The 20,266-nt window shown below is 40.7% G+C and carries 20 protein-coding genes; 10 read left to right on the plus strand and 10 right to left on the minus strand.

Annotated elements, in window-relative coordinates:
- Positions 1–129: 129 nt before the first annotated feature.
- The 4 genes from U3A58_RS11575 to U3A58_RS11590 all read right to left on the minus strand — a co-directional run bounded on the left by U3A58_RS11575 (position 130) and on the right by U3A58_RS11590 (position 3,631).
- On the minus strand, positions 130–840 hold the full coding sequence (locus tag U3A58_RS11575) for an RluA family pseudouridine synthase (protein WP_323823586.1): 711 nt from the start codon (positions 838–840) through the stop codon (positions 130–132).
- Positions 841–918: 78 nt separating this feature from the next.
- Positions 919–1,995, minus strand: coding sequence for a sensor histidine kinase (locus U3A58_RS11580; protein WP_323823587.1), 1,077 nt, complete (start codon positions 1,993–1,995; stop codon positions 919–921).
- Positions 1,996–2,688 (minus strand): response regulator transcription factor, encoded by a 693-nt coding sequence (locus U3A58_RS11585; RefSeq protein WP_323823588.1) that lies wholly within the window; start codon positions 2,686–2,688, stop codon positions 1,996–1,998.
- A 151-nt stretch (positions 2,689–2,839) separates the two neighbouring features.
- On the minus strand, positions 2,840–3,631 hold the full coding sequence (locus U3A58_RS11590) for a DUF3108 domain-containing protein (protein ID WP_323823589.1): 792 nt from the start codon (positions 3,629–3,631) through the stop codon (positions 2,840–2,842).
- A 180-nt stretch (positions 3,632–3,811) separates the two neighbouring features.
- Between U3A58_RS11590 and recA the strand changes: the two genes are divergently transcribed.
- Positions 3,812–4,843, plus strand: a complete 1,032-nt coding sequence (gene recA, locus U3A58_RS11595; RefSeq protein WP_323823590.1) for a recombinase RecA — start codon at positions 3,812–3,814, stop codon at positions 4,841–4,843.
- Positions 4,844–4,935: 92 nt separating this feature from the next.
- On the opposite strand, the gene U3A58_RS11600 is transcribed toward recA, so the two are convergent.
- Positions 4,936–6,183, minus strand: coding sequence for an ABC transporter permease (locus U3A58_RS11600; protein WP_323823591.1), 1,248 nt, complete (start codon positions 6,181–6,183; stop codon positions 4,936–4,938).
- Positions 6,184–6,297: 114 nt separating this feature from the next.
- Here U3A58_RS11600 and queA point away from each other — a divergent pair, with 114 nt between their 5' ends.
- From queA to U3A58_RS11625, 5 genes are all read left to right on the plus strand, one after another.
- Positions 6,298–7,347: a tRNA preQ1(34) S-adenosylmethionine ribosyltransferase-isomerase QueA gene (queA, locus tag U3A58_RS11605; protein ID WP_323823592.1), complete on the plus strand. Its 1,050-nt coding sequence runs from the start codon at positions 6,298–6,300 to the stop codon at positions 7,345–7,347.
- A gap of 102 nt (positions 7,348–7,449) precedes the next feature.
- Positions 7,450–8,139 (plus strand): 2-C-methyl-D-erythritol 4-phosphate cytidylyltransferase, encoded by a 690-nt coding sequence (locus U3A58_RS11610; protein ID WP_323823593.1) that lies wholly within the window; start codon positions 7,450–7,452, stop codon positions 8,137–8,139.
- 127 nt (positions 8,140–8,266) lie between these two features.
- On the plus strand, positions 8,267–9,103 hold the full coding sequence (locus tag U3A58_RS11615) for a LiaF transmembrane domain-containing protein (RefSeq protein ID WP_323823594.1): 837 nt from the start codon (positions 8,267–8,269) through the stop codon (positions 9,101–9,103).
- 30 nt (positions 9,104–9,133) lie between these two features.
- Positions 9,134–10,174 (plus strand): sensor histidine kinase, encoded by a 1,041-nt coding sequence (locus U3A58_RS11620; protein ID WP_323823595.1) that lies wholly within the window; start codon positions 9,134–9,136, stop codon positions 10,172–10,174.
- Positions 10,171–10,896, plus strand: a complete 726-nt coding sequence (locus tag U3A58_RS11625; protein ID WP_323823596.1) for a LytR/AlgR family response regulator transcription factor — start codon at positions 10,171–10,173, stop codon at positions 10,894–10,896. Before U3A58_RS11620 ends, U3A58_RS11625 begins: the two co-directional genes overlap by 4 nt.
- 255 nt (positions 10,897–11,151) lie before the next feature.
- On the opposite strand, the gene U3A58_RS11630 is transcribed toward U3A58_RS11625, so the two are convergent.
- Positions 11,152–11,373, minus strand: a complete 222-nt coding sequence (locus tag U3A58_RS11630) for a DUF2795 domain-containing protein (RefSeq protein ID WP_024284896.1) — start codon at positions 11,371–11,373, stop codon at positions 11,152–11,154.
- A 78-nt stretch (positions 11,374–11,451) separates the two neighbouring features.
- Positions 11,452–12,699 carry a DUF349 domain-containing protein gene (locus U3A58_RS11635; RefSeq protein WP_323823597.1) on the minus strand — a complete coding sequence of 416 codons (1,248 nt, stop codon included), beginning with the start codon at positions 12,697–12,699 and terminating at the stop codon, positions 11,452–11,454.
- A gap of 132 nt (positions 12,700–12,831) precedes the next feature.
- On the opposite strand from U3A58_RS11635, the gene ettA reads away from it, so the two are divergent.
- The gene (gene ettA, locus U3A58_RS11640; RefSeq protein WP_323823598.1) at positions 12,832–14,511 is read left to right on the plus strand and encodes an energy-dependent translational throttle protein EttA; all 1,680 of its coding nucleotides are present in this window, start codon (positions 12,832–12,834) and stop codon (positions 14,509–14,511) included.
- 253 nt (positions 14,512–14,764) lie between these two features.
- Here ettA and U3A58_RS11645 read toward each other — a convergent pair whose 3' ends face one another.
- Both U3A58_RS11645 and U3A58_RS11650 read right to left on the minus strand, forming a co-directional pair.
- A complete protein-coding gene (locus U3A58_RS11645) occupies positions 14,765–14,989 on the minus strand; it encodes a type II toxin-antitoxin system RelE/ParE family toxin (protein WP_323823599.1) in 225 nt (74 codons plus the stop codon).
- On the minus strand, positions 14,977–15,159 hold the full coding sequence (locus tag U3A58_RS11650; RefSeq protein WP_323823600.1) for a hypothetical protein: 183 nt from the start codon (positions 15,157–15,159) through the stop codon (positions 14,977–14,979). The genes U3A58_RS11645 and U3A58_RS11650 overlap by 13 nt, the downstream gene beginning before the upstream one ends.
- Before the next feature lie 200 nt (positions 15,160–15,359).
- Here U3A58_RS11650 and U3A58_RS11655 point away from each other — a divergent pair, with 200 nt between their 5' ends.
- The 3 genes from U3A58_RS11655 (at position 15,360) to U3A58_RS11665 (ending at position 19,198) form a co-directional block, all read left to right on the plus strand.
- Positions 15,360–16,907: a MutS-related protein gene (locus U3A58_RS11655; protein WP_323823601.1), complete on the plus strand. Its 1,548-nt coding sequence runs from the start codon at positions 15,360–15,362 to the stop codon at positions 16,905–16,907.
- 478 nt (positions 16,908–17,385) lie between these two features.
- On the plus strand, positions 17,386–18,702 hold the full coding sequence (locus tag U3A58_RS11660; protein ID WP_323823602.1) for a pyridoxal phosphate-dependent aminotransferase: 1,317 nt from the start codon (positions 17,386–17,388) through the stop codon (positions 18,700–18,702).
- Positions 18,703–18,844: 142 nt separating this feature from the next.
- Positions 18,845–19,198 (plus strand): four helix bundle protein, encoded by a 354-nt coding sequence (locus U3A58_RS11665; protein WP_323823603.1) that lies wholly within the window; start codon positions 18,845–18,847, stop codon positions 19,196–19,198.
- Positions 19,199–19,238: 40 nt separating this feature from the next.
- Here the strand turns inward: U3A58_RS11665 and U3A58_RS11670 are convergent, their stop codons facing one another.
- Entirely contained in the window at positions 19,239–20,180 is a 942-nt protein-coding gene (locus U3A58_RS11670; protein ID WP_323823604.1) for a zinc dependent phospholipase C family protein, read from the minus strand.
- Between the last annotated feature and the right edge of the window lie 86 nt (positions 20,181–20,266).

Here is a 20,266-nt window from a genome sequence, read left to right on the forward strand (position 1 = left end):
GACACAAAGATAGGAGTATTTTGTTTTCGATGCAAAATATTTCCAATACTAAGTCCTAATTTTCACAGTCTTAGCGTTTTACTACCAATCAATCCTGAGTATTTCTTGCTCTTTTTCAGTGGGAATCCCTTAGCTGGTTTTCTCTAATTGATTAACCAAAACCTTGAAATCCTTCGGATAAGGCGCATTCACGAATATTTCCGTGCCGTCCAAACCCTCAAATCCAATCGAATAAGCATGAAGCGAAACCCGCTGCATAATTGGTAATTCTTCTGTCTCTTTTTTTAAATTGAAGCGACGCTTGATAGAAGAAAGGTATAAATGGTTGCCTCCATATAAGGTGTCTCCGCAAATCGGGGACTTGAGGTAAGCCAAATGAACCCGAATCTGATGCAGTCTCCCAGTGATGGGTTTGCATTCGACCAAGGTATGTGCGTAGTAGGTCTTCAACGTATTGAAAATCGTCTTCGCTGGCTTGCCCTCTTTACTTACTTTGGCGATTCCTTTGTTATTGGCTAAAAGGTTTCGGTCCACCAGCTCATCGCTGAATTCCTTGATCCCTTCCACCACTGCATGATAGACTTTGTTTACTTTTCTGCTTTCAAACTGCATGGCCAAATGCCTGTAGGCCGCTGGATTCTTGGCAATCACTAGACATCCTGAAGTTTCCTTATCCAATCGATGACACAGTTGGGAATCGGGGGTGTGTGTCTTGGCTAGGTCTAAGATGTTCTGCGCTTCGTGCCTATCGTCTAAGCTTGATAGGTACGGCGGTTTATTGATTACCAAGTAATCCTCGTTTTCAAACTGAATAAGATTTTCAAAATCTACTTTCTTCATGGATTCTCCTGCCTCTTCAATTGAGGCTGCAAAAGTAGAGAAAAAAGGATGGCTATAAAACTACTGTAGGTTTTATTCTTAGGGAGTTACCACTTTAAGTTTTTCTTCAGGAGTGTCGATTTTCACCAATGGAAGCGAAAAACTAAAAATAGACCCTTTTCCAACAGTAGAGCTTACCGAAATCTTGCTTTTATGTCCTTCAAGAATATGCTTTACAATAGCCAATCCTAAGCCAGTTCCACCTTCTTTTTTATTTCGGCTTTTCTCCACGCGATAGAATCTCTCAAAAATCCGCTTCAAATCTTCTGGTGGGATTCCCTGACCGTCGTCTTTTATATCGACTTGAAGGGTGTTTTTCATCGTCCTCAGTGTGATATTCACCTCGCCACCATTTTGATTGTATTTCATGGCATTGAAAATGAGATTTTGGCATACACGATAGATCTTCTGCCGGTCACCGGAGGTGATATGCTTTTGATGCTGATCAAATTCAAATTCTATGTGCATCTCACGCTTAGAAGCTTTGTGTTCTAGCTCCTCAATGACTTCATCCAAAAGTTCTTTGAGGTCAAATTCAGTGAAATTGAATTTGATCACTCCGCTTTCCATCTGATTGAGCGTCAGGAGATCTTGCACCAATATGTCTAAGGAGTCTAAGCTTTTAGCTGCACGCTTCAAGAAACGCATGCGCACCTGCTTATCGTCGATGGCTCCATCCAAAAGCGTATGGATATATCCTTGTGTAGCGAAAATCGGGGTTTTCAGCTCATGAGAAATATCAGCGATAAATTCCCGGCGGAACACAGCGTTTTTTTGTAGGGTGTCAATTTCTTTTTGGCGGGCTATGGCGTAAGAGTTGATGACTTTATTGATTTTCCGTAGGGGAGAGATGGACCCTTTTCTTCCTTTTTCACCGACTTCAGACAAGTCTTTTCGCTGGATTTTTTCCATTAGGGAATAGATATCTCCGATTTCCTTGAAAATCAGAAATTCTAACATGAATGAGATCAGCAGGTAAGAGGATGAAAAAGAGACGCCCCATGCTACAAAGAGCAAGATGGGATTAGCTCCATCCATCAAAGACAAAAATGCAGCTACCAGAGCCGAAATGGCTAAAGCCAGGATCAAAGAAATTCCTCTGGAAGTGGTAAACATTTATTGCCCTAATTCGAATTTATAGCCTACACCTTTTACAGTAGTGATATAGTCTTCTCCTATTTTTTCTCGCACTTTCCGGATATGGACATCGACGGTTCTTGCCAATACGAATACATCTGCACCCCATATATTTTGGAGCAATTCATCTCTACTGAAAACGATATTAGGGTTTTTGGCTAGGAAATACAAAAGCTCGAATTCTTTCTTGGGCAGAGTGATGGTCTTTCCTGCTTTATCGATGGTATAGCTGCCTCGGTCTATGATAAGATCTCTGATTTTGATCTGAATCTGCTCTTGCTCCTTTTTGGATTCTCGTCTGAACAATGCGGAAATTCTACTCATCAGAGCTCTTGGCTTGATAGGTTTGGTGATGTAATCATCTGCTCCCACATCAAATGCCGCCACTTCAGAATATTCTTCCATGCGTGCTGTAAGGAAAATGATGAACGTGTTCTTGAGTTCGGTGATCTGTCGTATCTGTAGGCAAGTTTCTACCCCATCTTGAATGGGCATCATGATGTCCAGTAGAATCACATCAGGCAAAAATTTCGCGGCGATTTTTACCGCTTTCATTCCATCTTCTGCAGTTGCTACTTCGTAGCCTTCTTTTTGAAGATTGTATTTCAGGATTTCAACAATATCAGGTTCGTCGTCAACTACCAGAACTTTGATTTTTTGCTTATCGCTCATTAGTGATTTCTTAATGTTTGGCTTAAAATTAAGAAATATTTAAGGATTGCAGCCAAACAATAGATTGTCAATGCCTATCCTTCACCATGAAAATGACATGAATATTTGGTAAATACAGGACTATGTTATCCCTGTGTTATGCCATTTTGAATTAATTGTTTTTCAAACCCTTCGCAGAAATAATGTCTAAATTCAGAGAGCCGATAAAGAGGTTGGCTTTGATTTTCACAGGTATTTTGTTCTGATCCTTCGTTACCCACACTTTCACAGGAAACTCCCCTCTGAATAGTTTGTTCTTTGGGAGTTGGGGTGAGAATATATAAGTTTCCTTCTTGCCCAGGCTTGTGTCCAAGGTTTCGGTGCCTTCGTAGATTAACTTTATGTTATATATTTCTTTGTCAAAGAATCCACGGATTAAGATGACATCTCCCATTTTCAAATCCTGTAGATTTTGTGATCTCAAATAATAAAACCCGCTCACTAAGTCCTGCACCTGTCCGGGTAGATTAAAGTCCTTAGTTTCTTTCAGATTTCTGTTCTCTTTGTCAAAAAGCTTCATGGTAGCTTTCTTATTTTGCTGGTCAAAGTGAACAATCTCATGCTTTCTGTATTTTCCTTCTTCAATGTGTCGATAGGATAAGGAAGGTAAAATAGTTTCAACATCTAGATATGTACCCCAGTTGTCATTTACTTTTCCAAATATAGTCGCGGCCCCTTTGGTCTTGCCATACACGTCAATCTTGTAGTGGGGTTTCTCATTCTGATCTTGAGCTCTTTTGGAAATCTGCATTTTTGCATCAGCAAGATTTAGCCACCCATAAGAAACTTCAAATGACAATTCCTCCCCAAAAGTAAAGGAGGGATTGCCTCCTGACCCCTGCGCTGAGAGATCGGATAGGGTGAAGCAAATAAAGAGTGTGAGTAATCCGAGGATTCTTTTCATAAATTATATTGACAATACCTGACGAAAAGAGCAGTATTCTATAGGTATTACGAAAAAACGTGCCGAAAGGCAATTAAAATTACGAATTTAGTGTCCTAAAACAATAGACAAGTCCATCTTGGTAATGGTCTGTTGATTATTTACTTTCACTTAACAATTGATTTTATAAATTCAAAACGCATGAGTAACAACGCCGAAAAACTAAAAGCCTTGCAGCTGACTATAGATAAGTTGGACAAAACTTACGGAAAGGGCACCGTAATGAAGCTTAGTGACAACAAAGTAGTGGATATTCCAGCTATCTCTACAGGCTCATTGGGGTTGGACATCGCTCTAGGTATAGGTGGCATACCGCGTGGTCGAGTCATTGAGATATATGGGCCAGAATCTTCAGGTAAAACCACTTTGACCCTACATTGTATTGCTGAAGCGCAAAAGGCCGGTGGTCTAGCAGCCTTCATTGATGCTGAGCATGCTTTTGATAAGAGCTATGCGGAAAAACTGGGCATTGATACGGAAAACCTACTGATCTCTCAGCCAGATAACGGCGAGCAAGCACTTGAAATCGCAGAGCATTTGATCCGGTCTGGAGCTATTGATATTATTGTGATAGATTCTGTGGCGGCTTTGGTACCCAAAAGCGAACTAGAAGGCGATATGGGAGATAGCAAAATGGGTTTACAGGCTAGACTGATGTCTCAGGCGTTACGTAAGCTGACAGGTGCGATCAACAAGACTGGCTGTTCCTGTATTTTCATTAACCAACTTCGTGAAAAGATCGGAGTTATGTTCGGGAATCCAGAGACGACCACCGGCGGCAATGCGCTTAAATTCTATGCTTCTGTACGATTGGATATCAGGAGAATAGGGCAAATCAAAGAAAGTGCCGATAGTATCCTGGGCAATAGAACCAAGGTGAAAGTAGTAAAAAATAAAGTAGCACCTCCATTTAAAGTGGTAGAATTTGACATCATGTATGGGCAAGGAATCTCCAAAGTAGGGGAAATCATTGACCTAGGAGTGGAATTGGATATTATCAAAAAAGCAGGCTCCTGGTTTTCTTACAATGGGGAGAAACTTGGTCAGGGTCGCGAATCTGTGAAAATTCTTCTTCTTGATAATCCTGAATTGATGGATGAGCTAGAAGTGAAGATCAAGGCAGCATCTGGATTATCGGCAAAGGGTGCAAGTGAAGTAGTAGAGAAAGAATAAGGTATTCCAATTTCAGAATTCCCAGCACCAGCATAAAAATAGGCAGCTCAACACTTGAGCAACCTATTTTTATGCGTGGACCGGACTGGATACTAGGTTGTTCTGATCGCTTCTACTGGATCCATTCGTGCGGCAAGTGTGGCTGGCACGATCCCGGAAACAACACCAATAAGGGTAGAAACACCAAGTCCTAGCATTATATTTTTGAAAGAAAGAATGATCTCCAAGCTACCCAATTGGACAAAAGTCAGGAAATAGACGATAACAATCCCAGTGATCCCACCTATCAAACTCAGACAAACTGATTCGAATAGAAATTGGAAAAGAATGAAGTAATTTTTTGCCCCCAAGGACTTTTGGATACCAATGATATTAGTTCGTTCACGGACGGATACAAACATGATATTAGCAATTCCAAATCCACCTACCAGAATCGAAAAGCCTCCGATTACCCATCCTGCTACGGAGATTACATCGAAAATCGACCCAATGGCATTCTGGATAAACTCCGTTTTGTTCAGCGCAAAGTTGTCCTCATCTCTAGGCCTCAAGCCTCGTTTGGCACGCAGCAAACCTGTCATTTCATTCTCCAGAGCAACTAATCCAATGTCTTCTTCCATTCCTTTGACAGCGATAGTCGGTTCCATACCATTTCTCCCGGTATAGTACATTTTGCCAAAAGCTCCATAGGGAATCAGGCATGCTTCATCCTTAGATGGTGTATCAAATAGTCCTTCGCCTTCTTCTTCAAATACACCGATCACAGTGAAATTCATTCCCTTTATTTTGATTTGCTTCCCGAGGACTTCTTGCTGCGGATAGAGGGTGTTTGCTATTTTTCTTCCAATGATTGCAAAGTTTCTGGAGGCATTGATTTCGGACTGTGAGAAGTATCTTCCTTCTTCTAAGGAGATTTCATAAACATCCTGATAAGAGTAAACAGCTCCTGTGAGGGACATGCCTTGATAGGCATTGCTTCCTGCTTTCACCGTAGTAGTGGAAGAAGCTGAGATAGTGACCGCTTCTGCGGATGTAAGTCTTTGCTGTAGGAATTCATATTCAGCTACATTGCCCGGCGGTCTTTGGAAATACTTCCACCAGGGATATTCTTGCGGGCCATTTGAAAAAGGGAATCTGTCTACACGCATCACATTAGTGCCCAAAAATGAGAAGGAAGACTTTATATTATTCTCTAGAGAATCTACTAGGGTAAATACCGCTATAATAGCGAAAATACCCACCGTAACTCCCAAAAGTGATAATATAGTGCGTGTGAGATTGGTTTTTAATGCTGAAATCGCGAAGCGAAAACTTTCCCATGTGAGTTTGAAAAAGAGCATACCTTAGTAGTTGGTTTAAAACAATTTGTCAAGATAGCTGAATTTGCCTGATTTTGTTAGTATCTTTGCATTTTTTAGAGTTATTCTAAATCACCAAGACATTTAACTTATTCTATGAAATTATCGGATTTCAAATTTGACGTTCCAAAGAAACTAATATCTCTTTATCCTGCAGCAAATCGGGATGAGTCCAGATTGATGGTGCTCCATCGAGATACAGGTAAAATTGAACACAGAGTTTTTAAAGATATTACCGACTACTTCGGTGAGGGTGATGTCTTTGTCACTAATGACACTAAAGTTTTCCCTGCCAGATTATACGGAAACAAAGAAAAAACCGGTGCAGAAATCGAAGTTTTTCTATTGAGAGAATTAAACGCTGAATTGAAACTTTGGGATGTTTTGGTAGATCCAGCCCGAAAAATCAGAGTTGGCAACAAGCTTTATTTCGGAGATTCTGACCTAGTAGCAGAGGTGATAGACAATACTACTTCTAGAGGAAGAACAATCCGTTTCTTATTTGACGGAACCGAGGAAGAATTTCACAAAACTATCGATACACTTGGCGAGACACCCCTTTTGAAAGAATTTATTGAGAGAAAAGTAGAAGCAGAAGATAAAGAAAGATACCAAACTGTATTCGCTAAAAACGTGGGTGCTGTAGCTGCGCCTACTGCCGGCTTACACTTTACGCCACATTTGCTGAAACGACTAGAGCTTCAAGGCGTGGATGTGACTCCTATTACGCTTCACGTTGGCTTGGGTACTTTCCGGCAGGTGGATGTGGAAGATCTGACTAAGCATAAAATGGATTCCGAAAACTATAGCATTCCTGATGGAACTGTTGAGTTGGTGAATAGATCGTTGGATGCTAAAAAGAGAGTGGTAGCTGTGGGTACTACTTCTTTGAAAACAATTGAGTCTTCTGTCACAGCAAATGGTCGATTGAAAGCGAGTAGTGGATGGACTGATAAGTTTATTATTCCACCATACGAATTCAAAATTGCCAACTCTCTTATTACAAATTTCCACTTACCAGAATCCACTTTGCTGATGACAGCATCAGCTTTTGGAGGCTATGATTTGGTCATGAAAGCATACAAAGAAGCTATCAAAGAAAAATATCGATTCTTCTCATACGGAGATGCGATGTTAATTCTTTAACTACTGAAAGCTCCGAAACGGAGCTTTTTTTATGGTCACACAGATATAACTTTGCAGTAATGGCTATGGAGATATGAACCCTTACTTTTGCGAAAAATTAGTATGACAAATAAAGCTGCAATCCTGGTAGCAGGAGGAAGAGGTACAAGAATGGGTGGGCCGATTGCCAAGCAATACTTACCCGTGGCTGGAATACCTGTATTGATGCGTACACTTTCTGTTTTTTATCGGGTAGATCCATCTTGTGATTTGATTTTGGTTTTGCCGGAGAGTGATTTTTTGTATTGGGAAGAATTATGTTCGGAATATAAATTCACCTTGCCTCATCGCCTGATTGCTGGTGGCAATTCCAGATTTCAATCGGTAAGAAATGGGTTGAATGCACTGAATGCTGACACTAAGCTTGTAGCGATTCATGATGGAGTGAGACCATTTGTGGCCGAGACAGTTATTTCAGAAAGCTTTGATGTAGCCGAGCGAAATGGAAGTGCCATAGCCGTGATTGCGCTGAAAGATTCTATTCGTAAGTTGACGGACGATGGAAAATCATTTTATGAGGAGCGACAATATTTTCGATTGGTGCAGACTCCGCAGACATTCCAAGTGGATAAAATCAAGAAGGCTTTCGCAGTGACTGAACTGCAGCAGTTTACCGATGATGCTACGGTCTACGAAAACCAAGGCTGGCAAGTGACTTTGATCTCTGGCAACGGAGAAAATATCAAGATTACCACGCCTGAGGACATGGATTATGCAGCGTATATTGCCACTAAACTAATGCCCGATAGGTAAGATTTCCTAATGAAACTTCACCGACTTTTTAATAGGATTCACCGACTTTTTGGATGGTTTGACCTTTTATTTGTTTCAGAGTGTCAAGCTGCACTGTACTTTCGATCATCAATAAAACAATAAAAAGATGAGACGAAATCGTATCAACAACAATGATGGAGGTGTAATCTTCGGATTCATAATCCTAGCTGTCGGAGTCCTTATTTTACTTAGGAAATTGGATGTTTTTTACCCGGATTGGTTACTCTCATGGCCAATGATATTAATTGCCATCGGTGTGATTACACTGGTCAAGCATGAGTTCAAAAGCTTTTTTGGAGTAATGATGCTAGGTCTCGGGGCATACTTTCTCCTTGAGCGGGAGTTTAATTTTAATTTTGGGTTGCAGCGCTTCATATTTCCGATAGCCTTGATTGCAGTGGGAATCTATCTGATCACCCAGAAACGAAAGGAACAACAGGTACTCAGTGATATTCAGGAAAAAATACGAGCTAAGTCTAATCCATCATCCAGCGCAACTTCTTCCTCTGAAGAATACAGCAAAGAAGGGAAGACAACATTCTCAAGCGAATCTTCGGGTGCTAAATCCTATGCAGGTATGTCAGGAGTTTCTGGAACCAGCTATTCGGATAGTGTTTCCATAGATTCTATTATGAGCGGAATCAATAAGCGTATGCTGACTAAGAATTTCCAAGGAGGAAAACTGACAGCTGCATTTGGTGGTATTGATTTAGACCTTACGCAGTCAGACTTTACTGGTATGGTGACGCTTCAAGTTGATGTGATATTCGGCGCTATCAAATTAGTCGTGCCTCCACATTGGGATGTGCGTGTAGAAGTGACCAATATTGCTGCGGGAGTAGAAGATAAGCGCGTGTATCGTCAGTCTGAAGTAGATCTAGATAAAATATTGGTGATAAGAGGGACAGTCTTCTTCGGAGGTTTGGAAATCAAATCATATTAACGAAATTCCTTTCTTTAAATCTCTAAACTTTTGTTTTCAAGAGCATTTTCAAACCCTTCAAAAAGTAATTGGATCGTCCAAGGAGCCGGAGTAATCTGGTTTCTTAGTACGTTTGGATTGCTCATGTTCTATGGCATTGACCAATCTACGGCCATCGTAGATTCCTTGGTTTTTGCTTTACTTTTTTCTCTGGGAGTAACTATGCTGGACAGGGTTTTTGGCTTTTATATTCCCAAAGGAAGTAACAACTGGTTGCTGCTGGGATTGCCACTCTTGTTTAGTCTCGTTGCAGTTTTAGGTCATCAATTCTTGCTTATGTGGGTGTATTCGGATAAGGAAGTTTATCTGGTCTTTCTCAAATCTCACTTTTACCTTCGTTGGACGATTTTGGGTTTGGCGGAGGTACTGGTGGCTCTAATCGCCATCGTGGTGTCAAAGCTAGAGCAGCAGGGTGAAGCTCAGAAAAGGGAGGCAATGATGAATGAACTTTCCAGAGAGGCAGAGTTGACACAGCTGCGCCAACAGCTTCAGCCTCACTTTTTGTTTAATAGCCTCAATTCGATTAGTGCGCTGACAGTTTCACAGCCTCAGAAAGCAAGGGAGATGGTGCTACAGCTTTCGGATTTTCTTCGTGGAACCATCCGAAAAGATCACCAGCAGTGGGTGGGTCTGGAAGAGGAATTGAGCTACCTGAAGATGTACCTTGATATTGAGCGGGTACGCTTTGGACATAGGTTAGAGGTTGTCTTTGATGTGACCGAGGAGGTAAAGCACATGCGTTTGCCCCAGCTGTTGATTCAGCCTCTCCTCGAAAATGCAATCAAACACGGACTTTATGGTATCACTGAAGATGTAAGGATAACGCTTCATGCTTTCAAAGAACAAAATTACTTGATGTTGCAAATCGATAATCCCTTCGATCCAGAAGTGGTAGCACCAAAAGGAACTGGCTTTGGTCTGAGCTCAGTGGATCGCAGGTTGTTTTTGCTTTTTGGCAGAAAGGACTTGCTGGAGTCTAAATCAACAGACTCACTTTTTACCGTAATTTTAAAAATTCCCCAGCAGAAATGATCAAGACGTTAATCATCGATGACGAGCCTTTGGCTGCGAGTATTGTCCAGGAATTTTTAGCAAAATTCCCTCAATTTGTACTTGTTGCTGTATGCCAGAATGGATTTCAGGGACTCAAAGCCATACAAGAGCATGAACCCGATTTAATATTTCTGGATGTGCAAATGCCTAAAATCACAGGTTTCGAAATGTTGGAATTACTTGATTCACCTCCTGCAGTTATTTTTACTACCGCCTTTGATCAATATGCCTTGAAAGCCTTTGATGCGATGGCCATAGACTATTTACTCAAACCGTTTTCCCAAGATAGATTTTCCCAAGCCATAGACAAGTTTCTTGCTCAGCAAGGACGCGAAGTTGAGTCAACCCAGAAATTGAATGAGATGGCTGAGAAAAGAAATCGTCTGGTGGTACGCGTTAAGAACGAAATAAAAATTATTCCTACCCACGAGGTGAATTTCTTTGAAGCTGAAGATGATTACATCGCCATACATACATCCTCTGGAACCTATCTGAAGAAGATGACTATGAAGTCTCTTGAGGAAGCACTGGATCCCGCCAAGTTTGTTCGCGTGCATAGATCCTTTCTTCTCAACTTGAATCAAATCACCAAAATAGAGCCCTACGAGCGTGATAATTACTTGGTGTTGCTCCGGGGTGGCGAAAAGGTGCCAGTGAGTAAAACAGGCTATTCCAGACTGAGGCAGGTGTTGGGATTATAGCTACCAGTGACATATTGGCGCCAGTCTTCAGACTTGTGCCTCAACTTAATGCAGTCTTCAGACTGCCATGTCAAAAAACTAGTCCATAGAAGTCAGGAGACTTCATTATTATAGGTCCAAGTCTGAAGACTGAACCAGACTTAGTAGCCTAGACCACTTCAAAATTTTAATGAATAAATAGCGTCCTCTGCGAAAATCTTTATGCGCTTTGCGGTCACAAAAAGCAAAAGCCCCGAACACTCAGGGCTTTCAATTTTAATATTCGTCTTCGTTGAAAAAGAAGTCGTCTTTGGTCGGGTAATCAGGCCAAATCTCTTCGATGGTCTCATAAGGTTCTCCATCATCTTCTAATTCTTGTAGATTTTCTACTACTTCCATTGGTGCGCCGGATCGGATGGCATAATCAATTAATTCATCCTTGGTGGCTGGCCAGGGTGCATCCTCTAAATAGGATGCTAATTCGAGTGTCCAGTACATAGTGTTTATTTTAAAGGAGTTCCGGAGTTTAAGGGTTGCAAAATTATTCTTTTTTTGAAATATTCAGCGTTGTATAGATTATTTAAAAGAAAGTTGTTTCAAAATATAATTTTTAACATCAACTTTCCTTTTCACCGCAAATAATTTCTTCTTCATCATAATGTCAAAATCAGCCGACTGAACGCGGAAATTCTCCGTATTGTTTTGTGCCGCTTCCAGCTCAGTTTGATCTCTGTGCAATAAATCTTTTAATAAAGCAGTTTTTATTTGAATTTGCTCTGCTTCTGGTTTTTCATCAAAGTCAGCATACTTTCCATGAACTAGCTTTTCAAGGAAAGCTTTCTCAAATACGATATCTGAGAAGAATTGAAATGATCGGACTATCAAATTTGCTTCTTTAGGCTTTCGCGGTGGTAGTTTCCTCCATTCTTCCTGAATTACTTTGGCTCTTCCTACGAGTTCGTAAGATGTAGGTTTCCCCGCAAGACCTTTGATCTCTTCGGTTAATGTCTCCACCTTCCGCATTAGTTCCCGAGGGTTCATCTGAGGGCCGGTTTGGAGTGTTCTTTTATATCGGGAGAAAATACGATTGTTTAATTTCGAAAACTCGTCCCAGAGCGGCTGTCTCTTTTCCGCTGGTACTTTTCCGGCTTCTTTCCACTGACGTTGGATTTTCTTTGAGATGTCAAAGGCAATTTTGGCATCAGGGAAATCATGTGCTTCTCTTGCCTGAACAACCAATGCTTCGTACACTTTGATGTTTTCCTCTGCCTGTAGCGCAAGCCCTTCGAAGAAATGTCTTCTATTCTCAAAGAAATGCTGCACAATTTCATTGAAAGTGTTCTCCACTTCTTCTTGATTTTCTTTGTCAACAGGGCCAGTTTTGATCCAGCGAAGTTTGAGTTCTTTATAAAACTCAGTGGTTTCCTTCCAGTCAGTATCGTCCTTTCTTTCTTCGGCTTCTAGAATTAAAGCTTTCTTAACCTCAAGGTTTTTGATTCGATTCACCTGTATGATCTCATTCAGGTAATCTTCTTGCTCTCGAAGTTCCTTGATAAGTGGTTCAAAATCCCCAAGTGCATCAGAATGCATAAGAGATTCTCTCAGGTGAATAAGTTTCATCAGGAAGGAACCTTTGTTTTGGTTCTCCTGAATGTCATTTTTCAGTTTGGCGACTTTATCTTTGAGTAGTTCAAATCGACCCTCAAAATACTTTAACGTAGAGGCCTCATCTTCTTTTACTTCACCGATTACCCTATCTTCCTGTCCCAAAAATCCCCTCAAATAAACTTTGTCGTTTTTGATATATCCATAAGGATGCTCCATTGCTTTACAGTAGGTTAGGTGGCGGTTTTCGAATTTCCGCAAATTAATTAATTCAAAAGCACTTATCCTAAAAAAGCGGTTTTTTTGCCATCTTTGATTCTTAAGTGCAATTTCTAAGTAAAAATATAACGCATGAGTTCAGAAAAAATCATCTTTTCTATGGCAGGGGTTTCAAAAATCTATCCGCCACAGAAAAAAGTTCTAAAAGACATCTACCTCTCATTTTTTTATGGAGCCAAAATCGGAGTTCTTGGTCTGAATGGTTCAGGTAAATCCTCCCTATTGAAAATCATCGCCGGAATGGACAAGGAATTCCAGGGTGAAGTGGTTTGGTCTCCAGGCTACACAGTAGGTATGCTGGAGCAGGAGCCAAAACTTGATCCGACCAAAACAGTGAAGGAGGTAGTGGAAGAGGCCGTCCATGAGACGGTGGCTTTGCTGAAGGAATTTGAAGCCATTAACGAGAAATTCATGGATCCGGCTCTGATGGAAGATCCTGATGCCATGGATAAGCTTATCGACAAGCAAGGAGAGGTGCAGGTGAAGCTTGATGCTGCCAATGCATGGGAACTTGATGTCATGTTGGACAAAGCCATGGATGCACTCAGGCTTCCTCCTAGTGATGCTAGCGTCGCGAACCTTTCAGGTGGAGAAAAGAGGAGGGTGGCGCTGTGTCGCTTGCTTTTGCAAGAGCCAGATGTGCTACTACTCGATGAGCCTACCAACCATTTGGATGCGGAATCGGTGCATTGGCTGGAGCAACACTTGAAAAATTATAAAGGAACCGTAATCGCAGTAACCCACGATAGGTATTTCTTGGATAATGTGGCGGGTTGGATTCTTGAGCTTGATCGTGGTGAAGGGATTCCTTGGAAAGGAAATTATTCCTCATGGCTGGATCAGAAGCAAAACCGATTGAAGCAAGAAGAGAAGACGGAATCCAAGCGTCAGAAAACACTTGAACGAGAATTGGAGTGGATTAGAATGACTCCAAAAGCCCGTCAGGCAAAAGGTAAAGCTCGATTGAGTGCCTATGATAGACTAGTGGGAGAGGAGTCTAAAGAAAGAGAAGCGAAACTCGAGCTATTTATCCCTCCAGGGCCGCGTCTCGGGGCGAAAGTGATCGAAGTAAATGGTGTTTCTAAAGCTTTTGGAGACAAGCTTCTTTTTGAAAACCTGACTTTTGCCTTGCCTCAAGGCGGGATTGTAGGTGTGATCGGGCCAAATGGAGCAGGTAAATCCACGCTTTTCAAGCTAATTACTGGGCAAGAAAAACCAGATGCAGGAAATTTCGAAGTCGGAGAAACAGTGCAATTGGCCTATGTGGATCAAGGCCATGATTCCCTAGATCCAAATAAGACAGTTTATCAGACGATTTCCGAAGGAAATGAACTGATGATGCTTGGCAATAAGGAAGTAAATGCAAGGGCTTATGTGAGCAAGTTTAACTTCGGTGGAGGTGATCAGGAGAAGAAGGTCGGTGTGCTTTCCGGTGGAGAGCGCAACAGAGTTCACCTGGCACTGACGCTGAAAGAAGGCGGAAACCTGTTATTGCTCGATGAGCCTACCAATGACTTGGATGTGAACACACTTCGTGCGCTGGAAGAAGCTTTGGAAAACTTCGGTGGCTGCGCAGTGGTGATTTCCCACGACAGATGGTTTTTGGATAGGATTTGCACGCATATTCTGGCGTTTGAAGGCGATTCTCAAGTGGTGTGGTTTGAAGGCAACTTCTCCGATTACGAAGAGAATAAGAAAAAGCGCCTAGGTGATGTGGAGCCGAAGAGGATTCGATATAAGAACCTTAAATAAAGGCTGAAAGCTGAATTCAAAACGCTTAAAATGTAAACCTCCGGAGTTGGAAAGACTTCGGAGGTTTATTTACCGTGAAAATTGAACTAAAAAAGTAGATTTTTTTCGATTTAAATCCCTAGCGGAATGATGAATGGTCAAAATATCTACCTTAGTATCTCCTTTTGTACGGTAGAGGAGGGAGTGTTAGCTAAACTCTGTCCTTCCCTTCGCGAGGGGTACCCCTCGCGAAGGGAAACTAAATTATTAATATTTATTCTACATCCAAACTCAGCCTCCCCTCGACGAGTTGTCGAATATTTAACTCACCAAAAATTTCTAGTTTTTGGCCAGCGAGTGGATATTGTTTCAGAATATGGGTTCTTTGCCTTATTCTTTGGATTTGAATTTTAGCATATCGTTTGGAGTCCTTACTAATGTATTCGGCAATTTCTTTCAGATCGTTTACGGCTTGATCTGTCCAGTTTACTCGAACCATTTGTTAACTTCTTGATCCAGTTCTTCTTCTGAAATCACTTTACCTTCCTCGGAATCTTTGAGCCCACTTTCTAATTTCTGTACTAGAATTAAATGCTCTATCAAGTCGTCTAAAGAAAACTCCTCAGGAAGTTTCTCTAATTGTTTTTTTATCAATGTCTTAGTTAACATACGAATCGAGTTTAATCAAATGTAATGATTTTAGGAGTGGGAAGATTTTTTCTGACCAAATCTAAATGCATGTGTTGTAAGTTTTGTTAAAAAACGTAACGTTTCTTTGAGTATTTTGATCAGGCTTGGACAAGGTTTTTATTTTGTATTGGTTTAGTTTAGCCCTTGAATTTTTAAATAGTTAATCATTTTAGAGGTTTATGAAGAAATCAAACGATTTGGATTTTGAGAGGATCAGCAAGTATTATCAGCAAAATGATAAGACTGGTTTTTTCCAGAATATTTCCTCCAAGCTTTGGAATGACCTAGGCTTGGATGAGGTTTTTTTCAAAATCGATCATACCATTACCAAATACGGGCAGCAATACCTGTATTCTTCGCTTCGATTGGTGAAACAGGGATCTTTAGTAGATAAAAATTTAGAATTAACAATTCAGGCATTTGAGCAAAACCCTAAGTTTGAATCATTTTTGATGAGTAAGCTAGATGGATTGGCCAAGAATGATTCCTATTTTTTGTGTAATGTTTTTCAAAGAGAGACACCTAAAAATCCATGGTTTATTCTTGTGTTTTATTTCCTTTCAGCTCTTTCATTTATTGGAGTAGTAGCTTCTTTTATCACTCAATCGATGATTTTTCCTGCGATCCTGTTGATCACCTCCAATTTTATTATCCACTATTGGAGCAAACTGAATGTGTCTTTGGAATCAGGCACATTTGGGCAGCTGGGAGAAATGTTAGCCACGTCGCAAATCATTCTCAAAGAGTCAAAAAAACAAAAAATCACTTTGACAAAGCAGCCCAAAACCGAAAGCCTGGGCTCTCTAATTTTTAAGGCATCCGTGCTTAAACCAAGAATGAAAGGGTTTGGTGAATTAGCTGAATTGGCGGGATATATTTCAGAATTGATCAAAGCTGCATTCCTGATCGAAACCCTTTTTTATTATTCGCTTCTCAAAGATATAGGAGAGAAGAGAAGTGCAATTGAAAAGAATTTTGAACTCATTGCTTATCTCGATTTTGCGCTATCCGTTCGGGAACTTAAAAATTCAGATCCGTCGATCACTTTGCCTTCAGAGAATGATACGCTGGAAATAAATGGCAAAGGCATGTTTCATCCCTTGCTTTCAGATGCTATCCGAAATTCTATTCAGGTTAATCAAAATGGTGTTTTGATCACAGGCGCAAATATGTCAGGGAAAAGTACCTTTCTAAGGATTATTGGCTTGAATTGCCTATTGGCACAGACTATTAATTCTGTTTTTGCTGCAGAAATGATACTTCCAAAGCTACGTATCTATTCTTCTATCCAGACTTTTGATGAGTTGGAAAGCGACAAAAGTTATTTCTACAGTGAGGCGGAGACGATGAAAGAAATGCTTGCTGTCGATAATGAACAAGGATTTAACTTGCTGTTGATAGATGAGATTTTCAAGGGAACGAACAGCAGGGAGCGGTTGGTGATCTCTTCAGAAGTCCTGCAGACTCTTGCACAGGAGAATTCTATAGTGATCGCCACGACCCATGATTTGGAGCTGGTAGATGGACTACCTGATTTTATGTTTTTCTATTTTACCGGAGAGGATGTGTCTGGCAAATATCAATACGATTTCCGGCTCAGATCAGGCGTTTTGGATAGCACCAATGCTGTTTTTGTGTTGCGGGATATGGGGTATCCAGAAGAAGTTTTGGACAAGATCAGCGGGAGGTTAAATAAATGCGAGAAATTAGAAAAAGATGATAGTTGACCAAATTATTCAGCCCTAGCTATGGTCTGAATAGTCCTTTCTCAGGCTATCCAAATTATAGCTGGATTACATAAAATAAGAAGGATAAGGCCTCATTATGATAAAGTACTTATAAAAAAAATGAAAAAAGCCTATCGAACCCCTCTATGGCTTGCCTTTCATCGTAATAATCTTTCTGACTTTGGTGCAGTATTTTAATCTTTTTCGGGTTCAAAGTGGCTTCTGGTTTTAGCCATTGTAATGGGTACAATAACATTTGTTTGAATGTTTATTTACAAAGAGTTATACATCGATCTTGATCTTTGTCACAAAGTCAGGGCATTTTTCATCAAATATTGCAACAAAGTCAGGGCAAATTATATTTGATTGACTTCTGCAATAGGCAGAAATATTCAGTATTTCGATGCTGGGAGATAGTTTCGTTTCTCTTTTTTGTTTCTTTGCACCTGAAATATTTTGCAGTCAGCCTAACAGACCTATGAGACAGTTACTCCTCAGACCCGGAGCAGAAGAATTATCCTATGAAATTCGTGGAATAGTCAAGAAAGCACGTCAAGTGGAAGCCTTGGGGTATTCCATGACCTGGGAAAATATTGGAGATCCCATTCAGAAGAGCAATCGTGTGCCAGATTGGATGAAGGAGATTATCTCTGACCTGATGAAAGACGACAAAACATATGGTTATGCGGATTCCAAAGGCATGTTGGAGACACGTAATTTTCTTGCTGATCTTAACAATGAAAAAGGTGGTGCCCAGATCACCGCAGAAGATATTTTGTTTTTTAATGGATTGGGTGATGCTATCGCTAAGCTATACCAGTTTTTGATTCCTACAGCTAGGATCATCGGTCCATCCCCAGCATATAGCACACACAGTTCGGCTGAAGCGGCACATGCCAATGCTGCTCCGATTACCTACAAACTTGATCCGGATAATCAATGGCTTCCTGATATGGAGGACTTGTATTTGAAAGTTCGATATAACCCATCCATAGTCGGAATCTTGATTATCAATCCAGATAATCCAACGGGGATGGTGTATCCAAAAGAGGTTTTAGAGGCTTTTGTGAAGATAGCAGAGGAATTCAGTCTCCTTTTGATTACAGATGAGATTTATCAAAATATCACGTATAATGGGATTACAGCAGTTCCATTGGCAGAAGTAATCGGAGATAGGCCGGCGATTTCCTTGAAGGGTATTTCTAAGGAATTCCCTTGGCCGGGCTCACGATGTGGTTGGATGGAATTCTACAATAGGGAATCCTCCAAGGAGTTTTCAAAGCTTTGCCAGACGCTGGAAAATGCCAAAATGATTGAAGTTTGCGCTACTATTTTGCCACAACTCGCGATACCTAAAATCATGAAGCATCCCGCTTACTTCAAGTATAGGGAAGAAGCAAATGCTCAGATCGGAATGCGGAGCGACTGGATGCTGGAGATATTGGGAGATATTCCGGGAATCAAGTTTAATCCCACTCAAGGAGCTTTTTATAATACCATTGTATTTGACGAAGGCGTATTGAAGGAAGATCAGTTGCTGCCTATAGAAGATGAAAAATTGAAAAGCTTGCTGGATTCCTGGCTAGAGGAAAAAGATATGCCTTTGGACAAGCGCTTTGTCTATAATTTATTGGCAGCAGAACAGATTTGTGTGGTACCGATTTCTTCCTTCTGCTCCGACCTTAGGGGGTTTCGAGTGACGCTTTTGGAGGAAAATGAGGAAGTTTTTAAAAGTACGTTTAGAAGGCTAGGGAAAGCGATTTCGGCGTATTTGAAGTCGGAAGTAGAAGTTTGAAATACAAAGTCAGAATTATTAAATCAGAAGTCTGAAACCTCTATACTGGCCGGCATTAGGAGGAAGAAAAAGTCAGTTAGATTTGCGGTAAAGCAGAAAAATTGCAAGTAGAAAGGTATATGGATATAAGTTGTATAATTAAATGGACAGAGATTTAAAGGAACGCACTAAGAAATTTGCTCTTGAAATTATAAAGCTTGTTTCAGAATTCCCCAAAACAACTGTTGGTTTTGAGCTTGGTAAACAATTGGTAAGATCTGGAACTTCAATAGGGGCAAACTATCGATCTTCACAACGTGGACGTTCTCGAGCTGAATTTATTTCCAAATTGTCAGTAGTACATGAAGAAGCTGATGAAACAGTTTTTTGGTTAGAACTCGTGCAGGATTCCCTTCTAGTTTCATTTGAAAGGGTGGATAATATTTTAAAGGAAGCTAATGAACTGACTGCTATTTTCACGACTATGGTTATCAATGCGAAAAAGAAGAATAGTTAGGCTGGGATTTAAGATTTCATACTTAAGCTTTCTGATTTTTTTAATTATCATGTCTTCTCACCTTGATCTTTGCGTCGGGGACAATGATTTCTTCTCCAAGAGCCTCTTTATCAAAAATTGACAAGTCAGGCTGTCCGGCATTTACCCAGGCGGTAAACCAAAAATCAGCAATCATTTTAATGGATTTTTTCATTTGCCGTTCAATTTGATTGTCTAGCGCATGAGCATAGGCTTCGGTAAATTCCCGTGAGTAAACGCGAACGGTTAAGTTGTTTCGCTCTTCATAGCTGTATTTTTGATCAGGAGAGAAGGAGTTTGTCAGCTCTTTTTCTATGGACAATACACTGTCCACTTGCGCATGAGCTTCGGCTACAGCTTCCCAAAGCGCCAGCTGGGGCTTTTCCACATAGTCCGCCTGCCCTACCCACAGGGGGTAGTCTTTTGCTTGAAGCTCAGGAATGCGACTTTCCCAGAAACCATGAATTCCGACTTGATCGGTCAACTGTCCATTATAATTTACCGTGGTGTGAAGCGGCACGTTCAGATCGCCTATGTAATGCCCCAAGTCAGCAGAAAGTCTTAAAATAGCTTCTGAGTTTTTGGTTTCAAAAGCTTTCGTAAGGTTTAAAAACGTGAAATAAGCCGACCAAGGACCAATTCCATTGGCTCTTAAGCTATCTTCAGAGAATTTTTTCACTGCCTCATTCCAGTAAATTGGCAGGATTAGAAGGGCTGAATCTCCATAATAGTCCAGATCGATAAAATGCTTTTCAGCTTCACCTTCTACGGCATATCTTCTACGGTCGGGATTCACTGCGTTCTCAGTAATGTACTGGATCTGAGGTTTGTAAAAACCAATCATTTCCTCAGGAAGAGAAAATACTGCGAGCCTGTTTATCAAAGAATGTGCATAAAACCCCCAGGTGATTGGTGTAGAGGAAATTAAAAAAAGCGAAAATATCCAGACCAGAAAAATTCTCATAGCTAAAAATAATCAAATTTTTTGTCAGGTAAATGCCCGGATAAAAGGTATATTTGCGCCTGTAAGGAGTGTTTATCCAAATTATT

This window comes from Algoriphagus persicinus (assembly GCF_035156415.1).
GTDB classification, from domain to species: Bacteria; Bacteroidota; Bacteroidia; order Cytophagales; family Cyclobacteriaceae; genus Algoriphagus; species Algoriphagus persicinus.